The organism is Dyella tabacisoli (assembly GCF_003350925.1).
GTDB classification, from domain to species: domain Bacteria; phylum Pseudomonadota; class Gammaproteobacteria; order Xanthomonadales; family Rhodanobacteraceae; genus Dyella_C; species Dyella_C tabacisoli.
Window position 1 is genome coordinate 549,587 of the sequence record NZ_KZ857174.1, and the last position, 24,477, is coordinate 574,063.

A 24,477-nucleotide genomic window follows, 5' to 3' on the forward strand; every position below is an offset into this window, starting at 1 on the left:
CGGCTCAAGTGCACAAAGTAACATTAAAATATTGTTGACTTGCCGCAAAAAATCCAACTATGTTCCGTCACGTTCTTGCCCCATGTTCTTGCTGGTTGGCATTGAGGCTAATCGCTCGACATGTGGCAGGCGGTGCAAGAGATGGATTGAAAGGGAGCCTTCCGCAAGTCGGGATGGGTTTCAGTCCGCCTCTTGCAGGTCATTTTGGTCAGCCGATTCATTGATTGGTTGCCTTGATTACTTTTGCTCAATTTGTGAGCTGCTATGGGGAGATACACATGAGTTTTAGTTCGATGAATCGCAGCTATTTGCTGCGGCGCTCGGCATTGGCGATGGCCTTGACCCTCGGGATGGCGGGCGTGGCTTTCGGCCAGTCCACCACCGGCGGTATTTTTGGCCAGGCCGAAGCCGGCGAAACCGTCACCATCAGCAATACCACCGGCCTGACGCGTCAGGTCCAGGTCGATAGCAGCGGCCGTTACCGGGTCGCCAATCTGCCCTTGGGTACGTACACCGTCTCCTTGCAGAAGGGTGGCGCCACGGTCGATACGCGTAAGGAAGTGAACCTTACGGTGAACTCGAACACCGAGGTTTCCTTTGCCACCGCCGCGAATGCTTCGTCGCTGTCGGCCGTAACGGTCACTGCGAACTCGTTGCCGTCGATCGACGTCAGCGGCGTGGATTCGCGCACCGTCATCACCTCGCAGCAGTTGGCGCGTTTGCCGTTGGGCCGCAGTGCCGAAGCGATCGCCTTGCTCGCACCGGGCGTGGTTGAAGGTAGCGGCCTGTTCAGCGGCCTTGGCCCGACAGGCGGTAACGCGGTTTCGTTCGGCGGTTCGTCGGTAACCGAGAATGCTTACTACATCAACGGTTTCAACACGACCGATCCGCTCAGCGGCTTTGGTGGTTTGAGCCTGCCGTATGGCGCGATCGACCAGCAGGAAATCATCAGCGGCGGCTACGTTGCGGCTTACGGTCGTTCCGATGGCGGCGTGATCAACCAGGTCGGCAAGCGCGGTACCAACGAATGGCATTTCGGCGGTCAGGTGCAGTGGACCCCGAGCGATCTGCAGGGCGACCCGAAGAACTATTTCTACGTCAAGAAAGATGGTTCGCAGGGCAAGATGTATCGCTACAAGAATGACAACAAGTCGACGACGTCGACTTATGACGCTTACATCGGCGGTCCGTTGATCAAGGACAAATTGTTCTTCTTCGCGGCGGTGGAAGCCGAGAAGGTTGGCGGTAAAGGCGACTCTGGTTCCACCAGGGGCGTCGGTCCGGTCAGCGTTCCGCAGGACACGCATACGTCCTATAGCAATCCGAAGTGGTACGGCAAGCTGGATTGGAACATCACCGACAGCAATATCCTTGAGCTGACCACGGCGTCCAGCAAGCAGTCCTACCGTGGCACGAACCACTCGTTCAGCTACGCCACGCTCAAAGATGGCCCGTTCACCAGCTACGATCCGTCGACCAAAGACGGTGCCGATCTTTATTCGACCAAGTTCACCAGCTATATCACCGATGACCTGACCGTCACGGCGATGTACGGCAAGATGAAGGGTACGTTCTACACCGAAGCGCCTGGTTACGACACGAATACCCCTTACATCTTCCAGGCTAACCAGCAGAACCCGGATGTGACCAACGGCAAGGTCGTCACCAATAACCAGCCGATCTCGACACTCGGCCTGCCGGGGCATAAGTCGACCAATACCAACCTGCGCATCGACGTCAGCTACAAGCTGGGCTCGCATACGCTGACGGCTGGTATCGACAACCAGGACGTGAAGAATTCCATGGCCGGCACCAAGTTCCCGGACAATGGTTTGGGTTATGCCTGGGAATACAACGATTTCGTTTCCGCCGGTGGCGACCCTGGCTCGTATATCGTCGGCGGTCCGGGTTCGGCTCAGCCCGGTGCCGATTGGCACAACTCTCCTTGGGTAGCTAATCCGAACGCTACGCCGGGTGGCGCCACGGGTTTCTACGTCGATAAGTACCGTTATAACGACAGTGCTTCGGTGCGTGTATCGCAGCGCGCGCAGTACATCCAGGACGACTGGCAGATCAACGATCGTTGGTTGGTCAAGCTGGGTCTGCGCAACGACCAGTTCACCAACTATGGCTCCTCGGGCGCGGCATTTCTGCGTTTGACCAAGCCGCAGTGGGCGCCGCGCCTCGGCTTTAGCTGGGACGTGAACGGTGATTCCAGCTTCAAGGTCTACGGTAACGCCGGTCGTTACTACCTCGCGATGCCGACTAGCGTTGCCCTGCGCTCCGCGGGTCAGTCGATGTATACCCGCGAGTACTACACCTATACCGGTATCGACTCGAACGGCGTGCCGACTGGCCTGACCCCGATCAATACCAGCCAGGGCTTGGGTGCGCCTTTCTCGGCCAATGGCGAGTACGGTCAGCCGCGTGATCCGAAGGTCACTTCATCGACCAATCTGAAGTCGGAGTACCAGGATGAGTACATCCTTGGTTTCGACAAAAAGCTTGGCGACTCGTGGGTCTATGGTGCCAAGGCGACTTATCGCAATCTGCGTAATGCGATTGACGATATCGCCGACAGCGCCTCGATCATGGCGAAGATGAGCAAGATGGGCATCGATCCGAACACCTTCGATCCTTCCAAGATTCCGGGTAGCCTGCTGATCAATCCAGGCAATACGTCCAACTTCAATATTCCGAAGATTGGTGGCGGTTACTACAACGTCACTATGGATTGGACCAAGGACTTTGGCTTCGATCAGGGCATGAAGCGCAAGTACTATGCCTTGAACCTCTTCCTTGAGCATCCGTTTGATGGCAAGTGGTTCGGCCGGGTCGACTACGTGTGGTCGCGCAGCTACGGCAACAGTGAAGGTCAGGTCAAGTCCGATGTCGGTCAGACCGACGTTTCGGCTACGTCCGATTGGGACTTCGCCTCGCTCATGGTCAGCTCCAACGGTGTGTTGGCCAATGACCGTCGCCATCAGATCAAGGCCTATGGCTCGTATCAGATCGCGCCGGAGTGGATGGTGTCAGGCAACGTGCAGATCATGTCCGGCTCACCCAAGGATTGCATGGGTCTGTACGGTGCCAACCAGACCGATCCGGCCGGTTACGGTGCCTACTACCACTTCTGCAAAGGCCAGCCGTCACCTCCTGGTTCGGCGCGTAATCCGTGGACCTACTTGCTGAGTCTGAGCGCCGAGTACCGCCCGGAGTGGGCTGACAAGAAGCTTGGTTTCAACATGATGGTTTACAACGTGCTCAATAAGCAGGAGACCACCCAGATCTACGCGCGTTCGAACATCAACTATCTGCGTCCATTCACCTCGCAGACGCCGCGCTACGTTCGTGTGGGCGTTACCTACGACTTCTAAGTAGCTAGCTTTACCGTACTGCCTCATCGACGAAGCCAAGTCGTCTTCGTCGATGAAACACTAGCCGCCGGGGATTTCCCCGGCGGCTTTTTTTATGTCCCCGATAGCGGATCAAAGCCGGCCCATCAAGCCGACGAAGCACCTTCGCTCACTGGCGTATTACTCGCAGCCGGGGTTTCGCTGGTATGCGCCGGTATGGATTGGTGATGAGCCAGGGCATGCAGATCCAACTGATCCACGGGAATCGGCTCATAGTTTGGTCCGAACGCAACCTCGCCCAGTTTCCAGCCTGCCGGCCGTCTTACGGCGCCCCAGAAACGCTTGAACGCATTCCAGTGCAGGCCGACCAGGCCAAACTCGTTGTCTGAGTCGACCACCGGATCGCCCACGCCGGTCGGACGCGGTGGTTCGCCGTAAAGCGCGGTGCCGAATACGACGTCCCAGATCGAGAAGACTTGGCCGAAGTTGCAGTTATGCAGTTTCGGTCGGGTGGGGTCGACCAGCATGTGATGCAGGCGATGGAATTTCGGCGCGACGAAAACGCGGCCGAGCACACTGCCGAAGCCGATGCGCACATTGGCATGCGAGAAGTTTTGCACCAGCTCGCCGAGCAGCATCAGCCAGGCGAATTCAGCCGGCGCCACGCCAATCAGCAGGCCGACCACAGCCAGTACCATCGACTGCAAAAAGCCGTCTATAAGGCTGCCGCGGTCGTTGGTCCAGCAACTCATCTGACGCTGGCTGTGATGCATGCTGTGCAGCGCCCACCACCACGGCAGTGCGTGCTGCAGGCGATGCATCCAGTAATAGACCAGATCGTAGATGAGGTAATAAATCACGAACAGCAGCAACGGATGGCCGTTGAGCGCGGGGATCCAGCGCGTGATGCTCAGTAGCGAGTCGTCAACACTGGCGCCGGCGGGGTCGGCGCCGCCGCCGAAATAATTGCTGATCGGGGTGAGTACGAGATAGGCGAACAGCGGAAAGATGCCGCCCAGCATCAGCACCGTGTACTGCCAGTCGACCCGAGTCAGGCGTCGATCGGCCCATTGCTCGGCGGGCAGCAGGCTTTCCAACGGACGGAAAATCAAGGCGATGATGCCGATCTGCAGTGCGGCAATCAGCAGCGCTTCGGAGATCTCGCTCGGATTCCCGGCCAGGCCATTGAGATGCAGGAAATTCAGAACCGGGATCACTCCGTGGCTGCTTAGCCAGGCGATCAGGTGGGACCACAGTTCGGACATCGTTACACCATACGTATCGGGCTGGTTGGCTGTGCATCGCCATCAGCGTGGGGGAGGGGCTACAAAACTGAGCGGTTTAGGATACTGCTGGTGCGGCGCGAGGCCAACGTTGGGCTGGCGCTGGGCATGGCGCCGTTCAGTCGGGGCTTCGCCCCGGAGTATGTGGACGCAAGTTTCAGCGTAATTGGGCGTCGAGTTGAGTCAGTCGCTCGGCGGTGCCGACATCGATCCAGGCGCCGCTGTGCCTGGTGCCATGGACTTGGCCTCGGGATATTGCGGCGCGCAACAATGGCGCTAACCGAAAGCGTGGCGGCTTATCGGTGGCACCCGGTGCGTCGCCGATCACTTCACGCCAAGGCGTCAATATGTCGCGGCGATAGACGCCAAGACCGCTGAACGTGAGTTTGGCATCGCCGTCTTCATGCAGTACGCCATGGGCATCCAGGGCGAAATCGCCTTGCGGATGATGCGCCGGGTTGTCGACCATGCATAAGTGCGCGAGACCTTGTGGCTCGGCGGGAAGGGCGGCGAAATCGGCATCCGTCCAGATATCGCCGTTTACCGCGATAAAGGGTTCCGGGCCGAGCAACGGCAGCGCATTCAGCATGCCGCCGCCGGTTTCCAGGGATGTCGCACCTTCATAGGCATAGCGAATACGCAAACCCCAGCGCGAACCATCGCCAAGGGTTTCGGGAAATTGTTCGGCTAGATGCGAGGTATTGATGACGACGTAGTTCACGCCGATCGCGGCGAGCTTTTCCAGATGCCATGCGATCAGTGGTTGGCCGCCCACCTCAAGCAAGGGCTTGGGTATGCGATCAGTGAGCGGGCGCATGCGTTCGCCCAGGCCGGCGGCGAAGATCAGCGCGTGTCTCATACCTTGATAGTCAGGTCGCGTTTGCCCACGCAGCGCTCAAGCAAGGCTACGAACTCGGTTAGCTCGGGGTAACGGCTAGCCACGCCGATCACGTAGTCGTAGACGCGCGGCAGATCATTCAGATAACCGGGTTTGCCGTCGCGATAACACAGCCGGCAAAACAGGCCGAGCACCTTGATGTGCCTTTGTAGGCCGATCAAATCGAACCAACGCAGAAAGCGCTCGCGGTCTATACCGTCGGCGATTAAATGCGCCGCTTGCAGGCGCATGCGGTAGTTTTCAACCCAGCCTTCGACGCGTTCGCGATCCCACACGATGTAACAGTCGCGCAATAGCGAGGCGAGGTCATAAGTGATTGGGCCGATAAGTGCGCCCTGGAAATCAATCACGCCAGGGCTACGTTGTTCGGTTATCAACAAATTACGGCTATGAAAATCGCGGTGTACGAAGCAGCGCGGTTGCGCCAGCGCGTTGTGCAACAAGACGCCAAAGGCGGACTCAAGCACATCCCATTCCTCGCACTCCGGCGTGTAGCCAAGATGACGGCCGAGAAACCACTCCGGCATGATCTCCAGCTCACGGCTGAGAAAGGCGTAGTCGTAAGGCTGCAGATCGCTGGCATCCACCGAGGTTTGCATGCGCAGCAGCGCATTCATAGCGTCGCTGTACAAGGCATCGACACTTTGATCGTTCAGTGCCGGCAGATATAGCTTGGCGCCGAGATCCTCGATAAGCAGCAGTCCTTGTTCGAGATCATGCGCGTGTACGACAGGGACATGCAGCCCTGCCGCAGCGAGTCGCGCGCCGATATCCAGCCAGGGGTGCGGATCTTCCTGTGCCGGCGGCGAATCCATCACGATCCAGCTCTGGCCGGCATGCGATGCGCGCCAGTAGCTGCGGAAGCTGGCATCGGCGGATGCGGGTTCAAGCGTCAGCGCGGGGGCATGCAATACCGATCTGGCCCAGGCAAGGCGGGCCGCGGCGCGGTCGATGGGGGGCGTGCACAGGGAGGACGAGGACATGAGTGCAATTGTCTAACAGACGGCGCGTCACCTAAAGTGCCCGCCATGTTTGCGCAGCCAGCCTCGCTCAGCCGTATCCACCGCCGTGCCCACGGCGCGCGCTGGCTGTTCGCGTTGCTGATCTTGTTAAAGCTGGCAGTGGGCACGTTTTGCCTTGCCAATGATGCGTTGCTGTCTGACTCCGTGCAGGCTACGGCGGCACAGACCACGCAGTTGAGTGCAGCCTCAGTCACAACGGATGACGATGCAGCCCTTTGCTGGCATGACGGTGCGGGCGGCTGCCATTGCAATTGCATGCATGCCACCCCCTTGGCCGGCGCCACATTGGCGTCCTTGCCGCGATTGACACCGCTGCATGTATTCGCCGCCATGCGGCCGGCCACCCAGCGGCCCGCGGCACGGAATCCGCTACGTCCTCCGATCGCTCTTGTAGGAGCGCACTTTGTGCGCGAAACCTATGGAGTCGTAACGCTGTAATACCCATCACCCCGTGGCCTATCGCCATCAGGTGATCGCACGCCGAGCCGGCTCCTACTTCGGTTTTCCCGTACAAGCGGCGCTCCTGCCATCGCTTCAGTCACGCCTGCCGTTTTCGGCATGGCGTCCCGATCGGTTTCAGGAGTTTCAGTCATGCGATTCAAAATAAGGATGCCCCGATCATGGGCATTCCTCGGCGTCTTGTGCGCACTTGCTGGTAGCGGCGTTATCGCTGCTCCCGCAGAGCCATCACGGGTGACTGCGCAAGCAGGACCTTCAGCGGACCTCACGCGTGCTGTGCGCGCATTGTGGACGGGCAACCCAGAGGTTCAAGTGGCCCGTGCCGAGCTGGAAGCGGCGCGCGCCCGCGCCCGCGCCGCCCATCAGCCGCTATACAACCCCAGTCTTGAACTGGCTGCCGAGAACGCCGATGTCGATCGACGCACCATCGGCGTCAGCCTCGCACTCGATCTATCCGGCAAACGTCGCGCGCGCGGCGCGGTGGGTGATGCCGAGCTGGATGTGGCGCAGGCTGCGTATGAGGTGGTTCGCCGAGATGTCGCTGCGCGTTGGCTGAAAGTCTGGTTCGAGACAACGCTAGTGGTGCAGGAAAGTCGCCTTGGTCAGCGTCGTGTCGAATTGATGGCACGCTTCGCCGAATTGGCCGAGCGTCGGCTCAAGGTAGGTGACATCAGCAGTACCGAGCGCGATCTGGCCGCGCTGGCCTTGACCGAGGCGCAGGCCCAGCAGGCAGCGCTACTTGGCAAGGCCCCTGGCGTACAGGCCAGCCTGGCTGCGTTGGGTGGCCCGGCCGATGCATCGCTGCCGACGCCGCCACGCGAATTGCCGCCCATGCCGCGCGACGATGCGGCGGTGGCCATGGAGCGGTTGCCGGAATGGCGGCTGGCGCAGGCGCGCACGAGCAGCGCCGATGCCAGCGTTCGCGCCGCGCAGCGCGATCGTATTCCCGACCCCACCATCGCACTCACCGGTGGACGCGTGCGCACCGGCTCCGCTGCCGGGATGAGTCAGAACGTGGTGGGCGTGAGCCTCAGTGTGCCGTTGCCGATCCGCAATAACTATCGAGCGGAGGTGGATGCGGCGCGTGCCGAATCCGATGCCGCCGCCGCGGGATTCAGCGGCCAGCGATTGACGCTACGTGCGCGAGCCAACGAAACCAGCGCCCGCTATCGGGCCCTGCGTGAAGCAAGTGCTGCGTTTCGCGGGGGCCGTGCCGCTGCATTTGATGAACGTACCGGCTTGCTGGAGCGATTGTGGGGCGCTGGCGAAATCGGCACGTCCGATTACCTGGTGCAGCTCAAGCAAAGCCTCGATACCGCGCTGTCGGGCATGCAACTGGAAAACGAGACCTGGCAAGCGTGGATCGATTACCTCGGTGCTCACGGTCAATTGACGGCATGGGGTGAGGGGCGGGACGACGAGGGCGATAACAAGCCATCACTTAGGGATTCAAATCGATGAAGATCTTCAAAATTAAAGCCTATGGCCTGCCGCTGCTGCTCGTGCTCGGTTTGTCCATGACGGTCAATGCCAGTGCACAGACCAAGCAAGACCACACGGAGTCCGCGAGCCCGCTCACGCTGGATGCGGCGGCTATCCGCGATGCCGGCATCGTCACGGCACCGGCCTCGGTACGCCGACTCGAAGGTGAGATCAAGGCGCCCGGCGAAGTGCGTGCCAATGGCTATGCCACCGTGCAAGTCACGCCGCGCGTACCAGCGCAGATCGTGCGCAGACATGCGCGCCTGGGCGATAGCGTGAAAGCCGGCGCGCCGCTGGTCACTTTATCCAGCGTCGAGGTGGCCGAGGCACAAGGTGCTTTGATCGTGGGTGAGCGCGAATGGCAGCGTGTCAGTGCGCTGGGTCCGCAGGCTGTGTCCGAGCGGCGTTACACGGAAGTGAGAGTGCAGCGCGATCAGGCGCGTGCACGCCTGCGTGCTTATGGTTTGAGCGATGCTCAGGTCACCGCTATGTTGCGTGCCGGCTCAGCGCGCGCAGACGGTAACTTCGAGCTGCTTTCACCGGCGGCAGGGCGGATCACCAGCGATGAATTCGTGCTGGGTGAGCGGATTGAGCCGGGCCGCGCGTTGTTCACCTTGGTCGATGAAGACAGTGTGTGGATACAAGCGCAGTTGACCCCGGCCGATGCGGCGCGTGTGCGGCGAGGTGGCGTGGCACGGGTGGTTGCGCATGGTCAAACATTGAGTGGGAAGATTGTGCAGCTTCCCCATCAGGCTAGTGAACAAACCCGCACCGTGCCGGTGCGCATTGAAGTCGCCAATCGCGACGATCTGCTGCACAACGGCGAGTTTGTCGACACCTATCTCGCTACTGGCTATGCGCGCGAAGCATTGGCGGTACCGGTGGACGCGGTGCTGCTGCTGCAGAACCAGGCCAGCGTATTCATCGCCCATGGGCAGGGCCGTTTCGAGCCGATTCCGGTGGTAGCCGGAATCACTCAGGGCGGCTGGACCGTGATTGCCGAAGGCCTGAAACCAGGCTCGCAGGTGGTGACCAAGGGGGCCTTTGCCTTGAAGGCGCGCTTGCTGAAATCGCAAATCGGCGGGGACGGGCATTGACATGCTGAATCGTCTCGTCGAATTCTCATTGCGCTACAAAGTGCTGGTGATCGTCCTATTTGCGGTGATCGCTTTTCTAGGCTGGAAGGCGGTGCGCAATGTACCGATCGATGCCTTTCCCGATGTCACTCCGGTACAGGTCAACGTCTATACCGAGTCGGCCGGCCTGGCCGCGGAGGATGTCGAGCAGTTGCTCACTTTTCCGGTGGAGTCTGCCCTGGCCGGCCTGCCGAAGGTGCAGGAGATTCGCTCGGTCAGTCTGTTTGGCTTGTCCTATGTATCCGTGTATTTCGATGACGATATGGACATCTATTTCGCGCGGCAACTGGTCAACGAGCGCCTGCAGCAAGTGGGCGATCGATTGCCGGCGGGCTACGGCAAGCCCGAAATGGGGCCGAATGCCTCGGGCCTCGGGCAGGTGTTCTGGTACACCGTGGAACGTGCCGATCGACAATTGAAAGAGGCGGCTGACATCGGTGGAAAAGCCATCGACGATATGGATCTGCGCACCCTGCAGGATTGGACCGTGCGGTTGATCTTGCGTACCGCGCCAGGTGTAGACGATGTCACCTCATGGGGCGGTGGCGAGCGGCAGTATCAAGTACGCATCGATCCGAACAAGCTGATCGCCCAAGGTATCGGTTTTCGCGAGGTGATGGCTGCGCTAGAAGCGAACAACGCACAGGTCGGCGGTAACTATGTCGACGTTGGCCGCGAGCAATACCTCGTGCGCGGGCTGGGCTTGCTCAAGGACGCCAAAGACATCGGCAACATTGTGCTCAAGAGCGCCGGTGGTACGCCGGTCTACGTACGCGATGTGGCCAGCGTGGTCGAGGCGCCGGCACCGCGTTTCGGCGCGGTTACCCGCGATGGCAAAGAAGTGGTGATGGGCCAGGCGCTCGCACGCATCGGCGAAAACGCCAAGAGCGTGGTCGATGCAGTTAAGGCTCGGCTCGATACCGTGCGCCAGGCGTTACCGGCCGGTGTCGAGGTCAAACCGGTTTATGACCGCACCGAGTTGGTCAATCAGGCTGTCGGTACGGCGGTGCGTGCCTTGGTCGAAGGCTCGCTGCTGGTTGCCCTGGTGTTGTTTTTGTTTCTCGGCGAACTACGTTCGGCCCTGGTGGTGATCGTGACTTTGCCATTGGCGATGCTGATGGCTTTTATCGGCATGGGGCAGGCCGGTCTCTCGGCCAACCTGATGTCGCTGGCTGGCCTGGCGATCGGCATCGGCATGATGGTGGACGGTGCGGTGGTGATGGTGGAGAACGCGTTCCGCATCATGGCCGAACAACATGCTCACGGCGAAAAAGTCGATCGCACGGCCGCTGTGCTGAAGGCCGCGCGTGAGGTGGCCAATCCGATCGCCTTCGCCATCATCATTATCGTGGTGGTGTTCTTGCCGTTGTTCAGCCTGCAAGGGCTCGAAGGCAAAATGTTCAAGCCGATGGCCTTCAACATCAGCTTCGCGATGATCGGTTCGCTGCTGTTGTCGCTGACCCTGATCCCTGTGCTGGCCGCTTTGTTACTCAAGCCCAAACAAGAGAAAGATACCTGGCTGGTAGCGAAGATCAAACGCGGCTACGCGCCCTTGCTGGCGTGGGCGTTGCGTCGGCGCCGAACGGTATTGGCGGCGGCATGTCTCGCTTTGATCGGCAGCCTGGCGCTGTTTCCGTTCCTGGGTAAAGAGTTCATGCCCAACCTGCGTGAAGGCGCGATCATGTGGCGGGTCACCTCGATTCCATCGGCGTCGCTGGATGAGTCGATCGATATCTCGGCGAAGATCGCTCGCTTGTTCAAGCAAAAATTTCCAGAAGTGGAAACGACGCTGGCGATGATCGGTCGTGCGGAAAAAGGCGAGACCGCCGACGTGAACTACATGGAGATCTACACGCCGCTCAAGCCCAAACAAACCTGGCGTAAAGGCGTCAGCCTGGAAAGCCTGGAAAGCGAGATGCAGGAGGCCTTGGAAAAAGAACTGCCGACATCGGTGGTCGGCTTCACTCAGCCGATTCAGATGCGGGTGGAGGAGTTGATCTCCGGCGTGCGGGCGACCCTGGCGCTGAAAATCTACGGCCCCGATCTGGGCCAGCTCGATCGCCTGAGTGCGCAGTTGAAAAATGCACTGTCCGGCGTGCCCGGCGTGGCGGATCTCGCCTTGGAAGCAAACCTCGGCAAGCCACAGATCCGCGTGCAGGTAGATCGCGAAGCGCTGGCCCGCTATGGGCTCAATGCCGACGATGTGTTGACCGTAGTAAAAAACGGTATCGGCGGCGAGGCGGTCACCAGTTTGCTAGATGGGGTGCGGCGCTTCGATATCACGGCGCGGCTGGATGAAGATTCAAAACGCTCGATAGCGGCGATACGCACGATCCCATTGCGTGCGGCGAATGGCAGCATGGTGCCATTGGACAAGGTCGCCGAAGTAACCACTGCCGAAGGCTATTCCTTCGTACGGCGTGAGCAACTGCAACGCTATGCGGTGATCCAGATGGACGTGCGCGGTCGTGATATCGACAGCTTCGTCAAAGATGCCAACGCCGCGATCGCACGGGAGCTGAAGCTGCCGGCAGGCTATTGGACCGAGTGGGGTGGAGCTTTCGAAAATCAGCAGCGTGCGCTCGGCCGCCTGGCCTTGATCGTGCCGGCGACGATCTTCTTTATCTTCATGCTGTTGTATACCGCATTCAATTCGGTCAAATACGCCGCGCTGATTCTCGCCAACGTACCGTTTGCGACGATTGGTGGTCTGGTGGCCTTGGCGATCACCGGCCAATACCTATCGGTGCCTTCGGCTATCGGTTTTATTGCAGTGTTTGGCGTGGCCATGCTCAACGGCATCGTGCTGGTGAGTTTCCTCAATGAGCGGCGCGAGCAAGGCAGTAGCGTGCGTGATGCCGTAGTGCAGGGTACGGCGTTGCGTTTGCGGCCAGTGTTGATGACTGCCAGCGTGGCGATCCTCGGTCTTGTGCCCATGTTGTTATCGAGTGGTGTGGGTGCCGAGACGCAACGGCCTTTGGCGACGGTGGTGGTGGGCGGCTTGATAACCTCCACCTTGCTCACCTTGGTGCTGTTGCCGGTGTTGTATGACTGGATTGAGGGGCGAAAGGCCGGCAAGGCCGCGACGCTATAACGTCCATAACGCACGGCCCCCTCCCTACATGTAGGGGAGGGGGCGTAGGTTGGGCTGAACGAAGTGATGCCAGCATGGCGAACCGTTGGGGTTCGCTTGCGCTCACCACCAACCTACACAAGCACGAATCCAGGCGAACAGGCTCTCAGGTCACGCCGAGCATCTGCTGCGCCAAAGCTTCGGCCACCTTGATGCCATCCATCCCGGCCGAAAGAATGCCGCCCGCATAACTCGCGCCGGCGACGAGGTACGTGTTGTAGGTTGGGCTGAACGAAGTGATGCCCAACATGGCGGATCGTTGGGGTTCGCTTGCGCTCACCACCAACCTACGCAAGCACGAATCCAGGCGAACAGGCTCTCAGGTCACGCCGAGCATCTGCTGCGCCAAAGCCTCGGCCACCTTGATGCCATCCACCCCTGCCGAAAGGATGCCGCCCGCATAACCCGCGCCGGCGACGAGGTACGTGTTGTAGGTTGGGCTGAACGAAGTGATGCCCAACATGGCGGACCGTTGGGGTTCGCTTGCGCTCACCACCAACCTACGGAAGCACGAATCCAGGCGAACAGGCTCTCAGGTCACGCCGAGCATCTGCTGCGCTAGAGCCTCGGCCACCTTGATGCCATCCACCCCTGCCGAAAGGATGCCGCCCGCATAACCCGCGCCTTCGCCCGCCGGGTAGAGACCGCGCACGTTCAAGCTTTGGCAGTCGTTGCCACGTGTAATACGCAGCGGCGACGAGGTACGTGTTTCCACGCCTGTCAGCACGGCATCGTGCATGGCGAAGCCTTTGATCTGTTTATCGAAGGCCGGTAGCGCTTCGCGTATGGCGGCGATGGCGTAGTCGGGCAGGCTGGGGGAGAGATCGCCCAGCTTCACGCCCGGTTTGTAAGACGGCTCCACTGAGCCGAGTTGAGTCGAGGGTTTGCCGGCGATGAAATCGCCCACCAATTGGGCCGGGGCCTCGTAATTGCCGCCGCCCAGCTCGAATGCCTTCGATTCCAGCGCGCGTTGAAAGGCGATGCCGGCCAAGGCGCCGCCGGGATAATCAGCCGGCGTAATGCCGACGACAATACCGGCGTTGGCATTGCGCTCGTTGCGCGAGTACTGGCTCATGCCATTGGTGACCACGCGGTTTTCTTCCGATGTTGCCGCAACCACCGTGCCGCCGGGACACATGCAGAAGCTGTAAGCCGCGCGGCCATTGGCGGCGTGGTGCACGAGTTTGTAATCAGCCGCGCCCAGCAGTGGATGACCGGCGTACTTGCCCAGCCTTGCCTGGTCGATCAGGGATTGCGGGTGCTCGATACGGAAGCCGATGGAGAACGGCTTGGCTTCGACGAACACCCCGCGTTCGTGCAGCATTTCAAAAGTGTCGCGCGCACTGTGGCCAAGTGCGAGCACTACGTGATCGGTGCGGATTTCTTCGCCGCTCGCCAACCTGACACCGCGAATCTGTTTGTCATGACCATGGTTATCGGCGCTGTTTTCCAATAGCAGGTCGGTCACACGCTGTTGAAAGCGGATCTCGCCACCAAGTGATTCGATCTCGGCGCGCATATTTTCCACCATGGTCACCAGGCGGAAGGTGCCGATATGCGGCTTGCTTACGTAGAGAATTTCTTCCGGCGCGCCGGCCTTCACAAACTCGACCAGCACTTTGCGGCCAAGATGCTTGGGGTCTTTGATCTGGCTGTACAGCTTGCCGTCGGAGAAGGTGCCCGCACCGCCTTCGCCGAACTGCACATTCGATTCCGGGTTGAGAATGTGCTTGCGCCACAGGCCCCAGGTGTCCTTGGTGCGCTCGCGCACTTCTTTGCCGCGCTCCAGCACGATGGGCTTGAAACCCATTTGCGCCAGAATCAGCGCGGCGAAAATGCCGCAAGGGCCGAAACCGATCACGACTGGTCGATGCGCAAGCTTGGCCGGCGCCTGCCCGACAAAGTGATAGCTGGTATCGGGGGTAATCGTTACATTGCGGTCATCGGCGAATTTCTTCAGCAGCGCCGCTTCGTTCTTGACCTCCAGATCCAACGTGTAGATCAGCAACATCAGCGTGCTTTTGCGCGCATCGTAACTGCGCTTGAACACCGTATAGGTCACCAGCTCGCTCGCCGGAATGCGCAGTTTATGCAGCGCGGCGGCGGTGAGGTCCTCTGGGCTGTGATCCAGCGGCAGGCGCAATTCGGTAATTCGCAACATGGGATTCCAGTCTTTCCTGAAAAGCTAAAGTCGCCGGTTAGGGCGACTTTGCTCTGATGTAGTGCCCGTATTGTAGGAGCTTGCTCAGGAAAGGTTGTAAGCCTTCTCTTCATGCAGGGCCAGATCCAGGCCAATCTGCTCCTGCTCCTCATCCACGCGCAAGCCGATGGTCCAATCCAGCAGCTTGAGAATGACCAGGCTCAGTACCGCGCTCCATACGATGGTAAAAGCCACGCCCTTGGTTTGAATCCACAGTTGCGCACCCAGTGAGGCGACATTGCCAAAGCCGCCAAGCTTGACCGAGGCCAGCGGGCCGGTGAGCAGGCCGCCGACGATGCCGGCTACGGCGTGCACGCCGAACACATCGAGCGAGTCGTCGTAGCCGAATCGATGTTTGAGCTTGGTGGCGGTGAAGAAGCATACGATGCCGGCGATCAGCCCAAGCACGAGCGAGCCGCCCGGCCCGGCGGTACCGGCGGCCGGCGTCACCGCGACCAGACCGGCGACGGCGCCCGAAACAATGCCCAGTACGCTGGGGCGTCCATGCATTATCCACTCGACGCCGAGCCAGCCGATGGCCGCAGCGGCGGTAGCAATCTGCGTTACCAGCATCGCCATGCCGGCACTGCCGTTGGCTGCCGCGGCTGAGCCGGCGTTGAAACCGAACCAGCCAAGCCAAAGCAGGCTCGCGCCGATCACCGTGTAGCCAAGGTTATGCGGCGGCATTGGCGTGGTGGGATAACCGCGCCGTTTGCCGATCACCAGACAAGCCACCAGACCGGCAATGCCCGCATTGATATGCACTACGGTACCGCCGGCAAAGTCCAGTACGCCCAGATCGCCAAGCAGCGAGCCTGGCCCGCTCCACACCATATGCGCCATCGGCAGATAGACGATGGTCAGCCACAGGCCGCTGAACCAGAGCAGGGCACTGAACTTCATGCGTTCGGCAAAGGCGCCGATGATTAACGCCGGCGTGATGATGGCGAAGGTGAGCTGAAACATCACGAACACGCTTTCCGGCACCGTGTTGTACAGCGAGTCCGGCTTCAGCCCGATAAGAAAGGCTCGATCAAGGCCGCCGATGATGGCGTGCAGATTCAGCGCGCCGGCCTTCATGCCTGCAGTGCTGAAGGCAAGCGAATAGCCGTAGAACACCCACAACACGGTTACCAGGGCGGTGATCGCAAAGCACTGCATCAACACCGACAGCAAGTTCTTCGCCCGCACCATGCCGCCATAAAACAGTGCGGCTCCGGGAATCGTCATCATCAGCACCAGCATGGTTGCGGTAAGCATCCAAGCCGTATCCCCGCTATTGAGCACCGCAGGCGGTGCCGCCGTCTGCGCAAACACCGTCGGGGCCATACCCAAAAGCGAAGCAAGTAATGCAGCCTTGCCAAGCCTGCCAATTCCCCGTTCCCCATTCCCCGTTCCCGCCTTTGTCCTAAAGCGCATCGGCATCGACCTCCGACGTGCGGATTCGAATGGCTTGTTCCAGTTCGCTGACAAAGATCTTGCCGTCGCCGATCTTGCCGGTGCGGGCCGCGCCGCTGATGGCCTCGATGGCGTGGTCGACCTGCTCGTCGCTAACGGCTATTTCAACTTTCAACTTGGGCAGGAAATCCACTACGTATTCGGCGCCGCGATACAGCTCGGTGTGACCGTGCTGGCGGCCGAAGCCTTTGACCTCGGTAACCGTCATCCCCGTCACGCCTATTTCGGTCAGTGCCTGGCGCACATCGTCCAGCGTGAAGGGTTTGATGATGGCAGTGATCCACTTCATCTCGTATTCCTGCAGTCTGGGTCTATCGCAGTGCAGCAGGATGTATGCCACTGGGGCAATCAAGTATGTTGCTTTGTTTTTCAATGAGTTATTTCATGTGCGCAGACTGATTTGCGCGAAAATGGATCATTTCGCCGGCATCTTGCGTCGACTTGGTGCAAAATCATGCATTGACCGCCTACAGTCGAATCAGTACCATTTTGGTCCCGATTCAAGACGATCCTGGCAGCCATGCTCCGCGTCAGCCGCCTAACTGATTACGCCACGGTGGTGATGACCTGCATCGCCGGGCATCCCGATGACGTGCTCAGCACGGCGCAAATCGCCGATGAGGCGCGGTTGGAGTTGCCCACCGTGAGCAAATTGCTTAAGTCGCTGGGTCATGCCGGGTTGGTCGAGTCGTTCCGTGGCGTCAACGGCGGCTATAGGTTGGCGCGGCCGGCGAGCGAAATCTCGCTGGCGCAAATTATCGAAGCGTTGGAAGGGCCGATCGGCATGACCGAATGCAGCATCGCCGAAGGGCAGTGCGATCGTGAATCGCAATGCAGTGTGCGCGGTAGCTGGCAACAGGTCAGCAGTGTGGTCGATGGCGCGCTGCGTGCGGTAAGCCTGACCGACATGCTCAAGCCGCAGCAGCCCCACGCCACCGTCAGCATCAGTGAATTGAAAGGCAGAACCACCTCATGACCAGTCCGATCGGGATCAGCGAGCGCAGCGACAATTCGGCCATAACGCTTCGCGACAACGCCGAAGTTGCCGAAGCGCTGGGTCGTCGCTACGAAGCCGGCTTCGTCACCGACATCGAGATGACCAGCCTGCCGCCGGGCCTTAGCGAAGACACCATTCGCCAGCTCTCGGCGATCAAGCTGGAGCCGGAGTGGATGACCGAGTGGCGGCTTAAGGCATATCGCCATTGGTTGACCATGCCAACGCCCGATTGGGCCAAGCTCAAGCTCACCCCGATCGACTACCAGTCGATCAGCTACTACGCCGCGCCCAAGGCGGGTCCGAAGTCGCTGGCCGAAGTCGATCCGAAACTGTTGGAAACCTATGAAAAGCTTGGCGTGCCGCTGCACGAGCGGGCCAAGCTCGCCGGTGTCGCGGTCGATGCGGTGTTCGATTCGGTATCGGTCGGCACGACGTTTCGCAAGGAGCTGGCCGAAGCCGGGGTGATCTTCTGCTCGATGAGCGAGGCCATCCGCGAGCATGGCGAGCTGGTGCAGCAGTATCTGGGCAGCGTAGTGCCCACCGGCGACAATTATTTCGCCGCACTCAATTCGGCGGTGTTCTCAGACGGCTCGTTCGTATTCATACCCAAGGGCGTGCGCTGCCCGATGGAGTTGAGCACGTATTTCCGTATCAACGCGATCAACACCGGTCAGTTCGAGCGCACGCTTATCGTCTGCGAAGACGACGCTTACGTGTCCTATCTCGAAGGCTGCACCGCGCCGATGCGCGATGAAAACCAGTTGCATGCCGCCGTGGTCGAACTGGTCGCGCTGGAGCGCGCGCAGATTAAATATTCCACGGTGCAGAACTGGTACCCCGGCGACGAAAACGGCGTGGGCGGTATCTACAACTTCGTCACCAAGCGTGGCGATTGCCGCGGCAATGACTCGAAGATTTCCTGGACCCAGGTGGAAACCGGTTCGGCGATCACGTGGAAATACCCCAGTTGCGTGCTACGCGGCGACCGCTCGGTCGGCGAGTTCTATTCGGTGGCGCTTACCCATCATCGTCAGCAGGCCGACACCGGCACCAAGATGATCCATATCGGCAAAGGCACCAAGTCGAAGATCGTCTCCAAGGGCATCAGCGCAGGTCGCAGCTCCAACAGCTATCGCGGCCTGGTAAAGATCGAAAAGGGCGCTGAGGGTGCGCGTAACCACACCCAATGCGACAGCCTGCTGATCGGCAAGCGTTGCGGCGCGCATACCTTCCCTTATATGGAAGTGAAAAATCCCAGCGCGATCGTCGAGCACGAGGCCACCACCTCGAAGATCTCCGATGACCAGATGTTTTATTGCCGTTCGCGCGGCATCGGCGAAGAAGATGCCGTATCGATGATTGTCGACGGCTTCTGCAAGCAGGTCTTCCGCGAGTTGCCGATGGAGTTCGCGGTAGAGGCGAAAAAACTGCTTGAGGTATCGCTGGAAGGCGCGGTGGGATGAGCGCCGGCTCCGCTCATTGGAATGCCGTGTACAGCGAGAAAGGCGAGACGCAAACTAGCTGGTTTCGTCCGCATCTCGATGAGTCATTGCGTCTGATCGATAGCCTGGCTTTGCCGCCGTCGGCGTCGTTGCTGGATGTCGGTGGCGGACGTGCGACCCTGGTCGATGATTTGCTGGCGCGCGCCTTCGACGATGTGAGCGTGCTTGATTTGTCGGATACGGCGCTGGCCGAAGTGCGTCAACGTTTGGGTGCGCATGGTGCTGGGGTGCACTGGATCGTTGGCGATGTGACAAAGCTTGAGTTGCCTGCAGCGCGGTACGCGCTGTGGCACGACCGTGCCGTATTCCACTTTTTGACCGAGCGGGTTGAGCAGGCGGCTTATGTCGCTACGGCGACGCGAGCCGTAAAGTCGGGCGGTTATGCCGTGATCGGTACGTTTGCCGAGGATGGGCCAACGCAATGCAGCGGCTTACCGATCGCTCGCTACACCGCCGAAGCCCTGGCTGCGCTTTTTGCGCCGGCATTTGAAAAAATCAGTAGCAGTCGCGACGTGCACCACACGCCTGCCGGCAACCAGCAAGCTTTCACCTATGTCGTATTGCGTCGTCGCGATGACGGCGCAAGCACCTGAATTTACCGAGTACTAATCATGTTGAAGATCGAAAACCTGCATGCCCGAGTCGAGGGCAAGGACATTCTCAAGGGTCTCTCGCTGACGGTAAATCCGGGCGAGGTGCACGCCATCATGGGGCCGAACGGCGCGGGCAAGTCCACCTTGGGTAATGTGCTGTCGGGGCGTGACGGTTACGAGGTAACCGAAGGCTCGGTCATCTTCGAGGGCCGCGATCTGCTGGCGTTGGAGCCGGAAGAGCGTGCTGCTGCCGGGGTGTTTCTGGCATTTCAGTACCCGGTCGAAATTCCAGGTGTCAACAACACCTATTTTCTGCGAGCCGCACTGAACGCGCAGCGCAAGCAACGTGGTGAGGCAGAGCTGGATTCAATGCAGTTTCTCAAGCTGGTACGCGAGAAACTGAAGATCATGCAGATCTCCGACGAACTGCTGCATCGTGCGGTGAATGAAGGCTTCTCTGGCGGCGAGAAGAAGCGCAACGAAATTTTCCAGATGGCTGTGCTGGAGCCGAAACTCGCGATTCTCGATGAGACCGATTCCGGCCTCGACATCGATGCACTCAAGCAGGTGGCGCAAGGTGTTAACGCTTTGCGTTCGGCCGATCGCGCCTTCTTGGTGATTACCCATTACCAACGCTTGCTCGACTATATCGAGCCGGACTTTGTGCACGTGCTGGCCGATGGCCGTATTGTCGAAAGCGGCGACAAGACCTTGGCGCACAAGCTTGAAGAGCACGGCTACGCCTGGGTCGCCGAACGCGATGAGAGCTTGGCCGGAGCGCGTACATGAGCCAGCCGGCCCATACGCCGTTTGTCGAATCACTGCTGACCGCTGCTGCGCCGCTGGCGGGGCAGGGTATTGCCTGGCTCGATGCGTCGCGGCGCGAGAATTTCGATGCTTTCATTGCGGCCGGGCTGCCCGACACCCGAATGGAAGCATGGAAGTACACCGCTTTGCGTGCCTTGGGACAGCGCCGTTTTACCTTCGGCGATACGCAAGCGGCAACGCGTCAAGTCGATCCGGCATTACTTGCCTTGCCTGGCGTGGATGGCCCGCGCCTGGTTTTCGTCAATGGCATGTTTCGCGCCGATCTGTCGCGCATCGAGGACTTGCCCGAAGGCTTGAGTCTGCAACCGCTATCGCAAGTGCTCGCCCAAGATGCCGAGTCGTTGCGCTTCGCACTGGCGCGGCGTTACCGCGAAGCCGGCGATGTATTCGCCAGGCTCAATGCGGCGTTCGCCGGTGATGGCGTGGTGCTGCGCGTGGCTGCCGGCGCCAAGATCGCCCAGCCGGTGCAGTTGTCATTCATCGGGGCTGCGGCAGACACCGATCTCAGTTGGCATGCGCGCAATGTGATCGAGCTGGGCGAAGGCGCTGAGCTGAGCGTAGTCGAGCAGCATGCGGGTAGCGGCGAGCAGCAGCATCTAGGCACCCTGGTGGCCGACACGGTGTTGCACGACGACGCACGCCTGCAGCACAGCATCCTGCAGAACGCCGCCGAAGGCAGCAGCTTGATTCGTCGCGGCAGTTTGCACTTGGGCGCGCGAGCGCAGGTCATGTTGCATGTGCTGGAGTTGGGCGGCGCGCTGGTGCGCCACGACCTGCATGCGGAGCTGATCGGCGACGAGGCGCGGCTGGATACGCGCGGCGTGTTCGTGCTGCGTGGTCGGCAACATGTCGACACGCAATTGGCGATCCGTCATCAGGCCCGCAATACGGCTTCTGAATCGACCTGGCGCGGTGTGGCCGATCAACGTGCGCGGGGTGTATTCCGCGGTGCCATCGTGGTGGCCGAAGGCGCCGACGGTAGCGATGCCAATCTCAGCAACAAGAATCTGCTGCTCTCCACGCAGGCCGAGATCGATACCAAGCCGGAGCTGGAGATCTACGCCGACGAGGTGAAGGCCGCACATGGCGCCACCATCGGCCAGTTGGACGAGCGCTCCATGTTCTACCTGCGCTCGCGCGGCATTCCACAAGCGGAAGCTCGTGGGATGCTTACGGCTGCCTTCTGTCGTTCGGTATTCGAGTCAGTGCCGAACGAAGCATTACGCGAACACCTGTCTCAGGCACTGCTTGCCCATTTGCCTTAAGCACCTCTCCGCCCACAGGCTAAGAGAAGTGTCAGCCGGATACCCAACGATGAACAGCGCACCCGTTATCCCCACCGTATTCGACGTACAGCGCATCCGGGCGGATTTTCCGCTGCTTGCGCGCACCGTATACGGCAAGCCGCTGGTGTATCTGGATAATGCCAATACCAGCCAGAAGCCGGCCAGCGTGATCGAGACGGTGAGTGAGCACTACCGTCAGCACAATGCGAATGTCGCACGCGCCGTTCATCAGTTGGGCGATGAAGCTACCGCGGCCTACGAAGGCGCGCGCGACAAGTTGGCACGCTTCATCAATGCCACCTCTCGCAATGAGCTGATTCTGACCTCGGGCACCACGCAGGCGACCAATATGGTGGCCTATAGCTATGTCTTGCCGCGCTTGCAGCCGGGCGATGCCGTACTTACGACGGTGATGGAGCATCACGCCAATATCGTGCCGTGGCAGTTGGTCGCGCAGCGTGCCGGCGCCACCGTAAAGGCGGCGCCGATCAATGAGCGCGGCGAGCTGATCGTTGAGAAATTCATCGAGATGCTGACGCCGGAGGTGAAACTTGCCTGCGTTACCCACGTTTCCAATGTGCTGGGCACAGTAAACCCGATACGCGAGTTGGCTCGCGAATGCCGCAAGCGCGGTATTCCGCTCATGGTCGATGGTTCGCAGGCCGTGCCGCACCGTCCGGTGGACGTGCAAGCGCTGGGCTGCGATTTCTACGCGATGACCGGCCACAAGATGCTTGGGCCGACCGGCACCGGAGCGTTGTGGGCGCGGCGCGAACATTTGCAAGCGATGCCGCCGTTCTTTGGCGGTGGCGAGATGATTCGCGAAGTGCGTTTCGATGGCACCACATTTGCCGAGGCCCCGCATAAGTTCGAGGCAGGCACGCCCAATATCGCCGGTTTCGTCGGCCTTGGTGCGGCAATCGACTACTACCAATCGATCGGCTTCGAGGCGATTCACGCCTGGGAGCAACAGTTGCTGAGCTATGCGACCGAGCGCCTGCGTGATATTCCAGGCTTGCGCATCATCGGCGAAGCGGCGGAAAAAGAGCCGGTGATTTCCTTCCTTCTGGAAGGCGCGCAAGCGACCGACCTGGCCACGCTATTGGATCTGGAAGGTGTAGCTGTGCGCTCAGGCCATCATTGCGCGCATCCATTGATGCAGTTCTATGGTGTGCCAGCCACGTTGCGCGCTTCGCTGGCGTTCTACAACACGCGCGAAGAAATCGATGCTTTCGTTACCGCATTGCTGAAAGTGCGCAAACTGCTGCTATAGGGCGGCACGCGTTTTTACCCCTCCCCAACCCTCCCCTGCACGCAGGGGAGGGGGCATGATGAGGTGCGTAGGTTGGGGTGAGCGAATGCGAACCCCAACACGATGACGCAATAACGTTGGATGTCTCTACAAGCCCCCAACCACCCAATTCCAAAGGCATCTATGCAGCACTGGCTCGCTCACGATTTGTCTTCGCTGGATGCCATCCTGGATCGAGCCCATGCCATGGCCGGTTCGTATCTGCATGGCTTGCCGCAACGAGCGGCGGCAGCCACATTGCCGGCCGCCGGGCTATCCGGCTCAGCGGAATTACCGGAGCAGGGCATCGGTGCCGCCGCAGCGCTGAAGCGCTTCGAGCATGATTACGAAGCGCTGCTGTCGGGCAGCCCAGGGCCTCGTTATTTCGGTTTTGTCACCGGTGGCGCCACCCCGGCTGCGCTGGCCGCCGATTGGCTGGTCAGTACTTATGACCAGAACACGCAACGCAATGGCGATACCTGTGCCGCTGCCATCGAGCAGCAGGCGGTTGATTTACTCGGCCAATTGCTGGGCTGGCCAGCCGAATGGACCGGTGTCTGCGTTACCGGTGCCACCATGGCCAACTATGTCGGTATGGCATTGGCGCGGCAGTGGGCAGGGCATGCCTATGGGCGCGATGTCGCTGCCGATGGGGTGATGGGCTTGCCGCAGATACCGGTATTCGCCGGCAGCGCGCATTCGAGCACGCTCAAGGCGCTGAGCATGGCCGGTCTCGGCCGCAGTGCCGTGCAGTCGTTGCCGCTATTGCCCGGCCGCGAGGCGCTGGATGTCGCTGCTTTGGAAGATGCGCTGAGCAAGCATGGCGATGCGCCGAGCATCGTAGTCGCCAGTGCCGGCACCGTGAACACGGTGGACTTCGACGATCTCGCGGCAATCGCCGCACTCAAGCAACGCTACCGCTTCTGGCTGCATGTAGACGCTGCCTTTGGCGGTATTGCCGCCGCATCCGAACCGCGCAGGGCGCTGATGACTGGTATCGAGCTAGCCGATTCGGTGACGGTCGATGCGCATAAATGGCTTAACGTGCCTTACGACTGCGCGTTGTTGTACACCGCGCACTTGCCGTTGCAGATCGAAGTGTTTCAAAACCACTCGGCTTATCTGTCGGCACCGGTCGCGCTGGCGGACAATTTTCTGCATTTGGCGCCTGAAAACTCCCGCCGCTTTCGTGCGCTGCCCTTGTGGATGAGCCTGCTCGCCTATGGCCGCGAGGGTTATGCCGAACTGGTCGAACGCCATTGCGCAGCGGCACAGTATCTGGGGCGCTTGATCGAATCTGATCCGCGCTTTCGCCTAGCCGCGCCGGTGCGGCTCAATGTGGTTTGCTTCACGCTTGCCAATGCGGATAAGGCGGCACTAGCCCGGTTGCATCAGAGCCTGCAGCACGACGGCACCGCTTATCTGTCGCCTTCCATGTTGAATGGTCAACCGATTTTGCGCGTGGCGATCTGTAACTGGCGTACTACCCTGGCGGATATGGATCTCACCTTTGCAGCGCTGCAGCGGCTGTCATGATTCAAACCACGATTAGC

General features: G+C 60.2%; 20 protein-coding genes. 12 read left to right on the forward strand and 8 right to left on the reverse strand.

Going from position 1 to position 24,477, the window contains the following annotated elements; translation table 11 throughout:
* Window positions 1–278 precede the first annotated feature (278 nt).
* A complete protein-coding gene (locus DVJ77_RS06470) occupies window positions 279–3,377 on the forward strand; it encodes a TonB-dependent receptor (RefSeq protein ID WP_114844628.1) in 3,099 nt (1,032 codons plus the stop codon).
* Window positions 3,378–3,502: 125 nt separating this feature from the next.
* Here DVJ77_RS06470 and DVJ77_RS06475 read toward each other — a convergent pair whose 3' ends face one another.
* The 3 genes from DVJ77_RS06475 to DVJ77_RS06485 form a co-directional block, all read right to left on the reverse strand.
* On the reverse strand, window positions 3,503–4,621 hold the full coding sequence (locus DVJ77_RS06475; protein WP_114844629.1) for a sterol desaturase family protein: 1,119 nt from the start codon (window positions 4,619–4,621) through the stop codon (window positions 3,503–3,505).
* Window positions 4,622–4,796: 175 nt separating this feature from the next.
* Window positions 4,797–5,498, reverse strand: coding sequence for an N-acetylmuramate alpha-1-phosphate uridylyltransferase MurU (gene murU / locus DVJ77_RS06480; RefSeq protein ID WP_114844630.1), 702 nt, complete (start codon window positions 5,496–5,498; stop codon window positions 4,797–4,799).
* A complete protein-coding gene (locus DVJ77_RS06485) occupies window positions 5,495–6,520 on the reverse strand; it encodes an aminoglycoside phosphotransferase family protein (protein WP_114844631.1) in 1,026 nt (341 codons plus the stop codon). Before DVJ77_RS06485 ends, murU begins: the two co-directional genes overlap by 4 nt.
* A gap of 45 nt (window positions 6,521–6,565) precedes the next feature.
* Between DVJ77_RS06485 and DVJ77_RS06490 the strand changes: the two genes are divergently transcribed.
* The 4 genes from DVJ77_RS06490 to DVJ77_RS06505 all read left to right on the forward strand — a co-directional run bounded on the left by DVJ77_RS06490 (window position 6,566) and on the right by DVJ77_RS06505 (window position 12,730).
* A complete protein-coding gene (locus DVJ77_RS06490; protein WP_162791388.1) occupies window positions 6,566–6,997 on the forward strand; it encodes a hypothetical protein in 432 nt (143 codons plus the stop codon).
* A 255-nt stretch (window positions 6,998–7,252) separates the two neighbouring features.
* Window positions 7,253–8,479, forward strand: coding sequence for a TolC family protein (locus DVJ77_RS06495; RefSeq protein WP_225427851.1), 1,227 nt, complete (start codon window positions 7,253–7,255; stop codon window positions 8,477–8,479).
* Window positions 8,476–9,597 carry an efflux RND transporter periplasmic adaptor subunit gene (locus DVJ77_RS06500; RefSeq protein ID WP_318530904.1) on the forward strand — a complete coding sequence of 374 codons (1,122 nt, stop codon included), beginning with the start codon at window positions 8,476–8,478 and terminating at the stop codon, window positions 9,595–9,597. The genes DVJ77_RS06495 and DVJ77_RS06500 overlap by 4 nt, the downstream gene beginning before the upstream one ends.
* A 1-nt stretch (window position 9,598) precedes the next feature.
* Window positions 9,599–12,730 (forward strand): efflux RND transporter permease subunit, encoded by a 3,132-nt coding sequence (locus DVJ77_RS06505; RefSeq protein ID WP_114844634.1) that lies wholly within the window; start codon window positions 9,599–9,601, stop codon window positions 12,728–12,730.
* Between the two features lie 145 nt (window positions 12,731–12,875).
* Here DVJ77_RS06505 and DVJ77_RS21050 read toward each other — a convergent pair whose 3' ends face one another.
* The 5 genes from DVJ77_RS21050 to DVJ77_RS06520 form a co-directional block, all read right to left on the reverse strand.
* Complete coding sequence (locus DVJ77_RS21050) at window positions 12,876–13,019, reverse strand: hypothetical protein (RefSeq protein ID WP_162791389.1); 144 nt, start codon at window positions 13,017–13,019, stop codon at window positions 12,876–12,878.
* 69 nt (window positions 13,020–13,088) lie between these two features.
* A complete protein-coding gene (locus DVJ77_RS21055) occupies window positions 13,089–13,232 on the reverse strand; it encodes a hypothetical protein (protein ID WP_162791390.1) in 144 nt (47 codons plus the stop codon).
* Window positions 13,233–13,301: 69 nt separating this feature from the next.
* Window positions 13,302–14,930 carry an NAD(P)/FAD-dependent oxidoreductase gene (locus DVJ77_RS06510; protein WP_114844635.1) on the reverse strand — a complete coding sequence of 543 codons (1,629 nt, stop codon included), beginning with the start codon at window positions 14,928–14,930 and terminating at the stop codon, window positions 13,302–13,304.
* Between the two features lie 84 nt (window positions 14,931–15,014).
* Window positions 15,015–16,298, reverse strand: a complete 1,284-nt coding sequence (locus DVJ77_RS06515) for an ammonium transporter (RefSeq protein WP_225427852.1) — start codon at window positions 16,296–16,298, stop codon at window positions 15,015–15,017.
* A 79-nt stretch (window positions 16,299–16,377) separates the two neighbouring features.
* Window positions 16,378–16,716 (reverse strand): P-II family nitrogen regulator, encoded by a 339-nt coding sequence (locus tag DVJ77_RS06520; RefSeq protein ID WP_114844636.1) that lies wholly within the window; start codon window positions 16,714–16,716, stop codon window positions 16,378–16,380.
* 231 nt (window positions 16,717–16,947) lie between these two features.
* Here DVJ77_RS06520 and DVJ77_RS06525 point away from each other — a divergent pair, with 231 nt between their 5' ends.
* From DVJ77_RS06525 to DVJ77_RS06555, 7 genes are all read left to right on the forward strand, one after another.
* The gene (locus DVJ77_RS06525; protein ID WP_114844637.1) at window positions 16,948–17,403 is read left to right on the forward strand and encodes an SUF system Fe-S cluster assembly regulator; all 456 of its coding nucleotides are present in this window, start codon (window positions 16,948–16,950) and stop codon (window positions 17,401–17,403) included.
* On the forward strand, window positions 17,400–18,887 hold the full coding sequence (gene sufB / locus DVJ77_RS06530; protein WP_114844638.1) for a Fe-S cluster assembly protein SufB: 1,488 nt from the start codon (window positions 17,400–17,402) through the stop codon (window positions 18,885–18,887). The genes DVJ77_RS06525 and sufB overlap by 4 nt, the downstream gene beginning before the upstream one ends.
* Window positions 18,884–19,519, forward strand: coding sequence for a class I SAM-dependent methyltransferase (locus DVJ77_RS06535; protein WP_114844639.1), 636 nt, complete (start codon window positions 18,884–18,886; stop codon window positions 19,517–19,519). Before sufB ends, DVJ77_RS06535 begins: the two co-directional genes overlap by 4 nt.
* Window positions 19,520–19,537: 18 nt before the next feature.
* Window positions 19,538–20,308 (forward strand): Fe-S cluster assembly ATPase SufC, encoded by a 771-nt coding sequence (sufC, locus tag DVJ77_RS06540; protein ID WP_114844640.1) that lies wholly within the window; start codon window positions 19,538–19,540, stop codon window positions 20,306–20,308.
* Window positions 20,305–21,612, forward strand: a complete 1,308-nt coding sequence (gene sufD, locus DVJ77_RS06545; protein ID WP_114844641.1) for a Fe-S cluster assembly protein SufD — start codon at window positions 20,305–20,307, stop codon at window positions 21,610–21,612. Before sufC ends, sufD begins: the two co-directional genes overlap by 4 nt.
* A gap of 49 nt (window positions 21,613–21,661) precedes the next feature.
* Window positions 21,662–22,906, forward strand: a complete 1,245-nt coding sequence (locus tag DVJ77_RS06550; RefSeq protein ID WP_114844642.1) for an aminotransferase class V-fold PLP-dependent enzyme — start codon at window positions 21,662–21,664, stop codon at window positions 22,904–22,906.
* A gap of 162 nt (window positions 22,907–23,068) precedes the next feature.
* Window positions 23,069–24,460, forward strand: coding sequence for a pyridoxal phosphate-dependent decarboxylase family protein (locus tag DVJ77_RS06555; protein WP_114844643.1), 1,392 nt, complete (start codon window positions 23,069–23,071; stop codon window positions 24,458–24,460).
* Window positions 24,461–24,477: the final 17 nt, after the last annotated feature.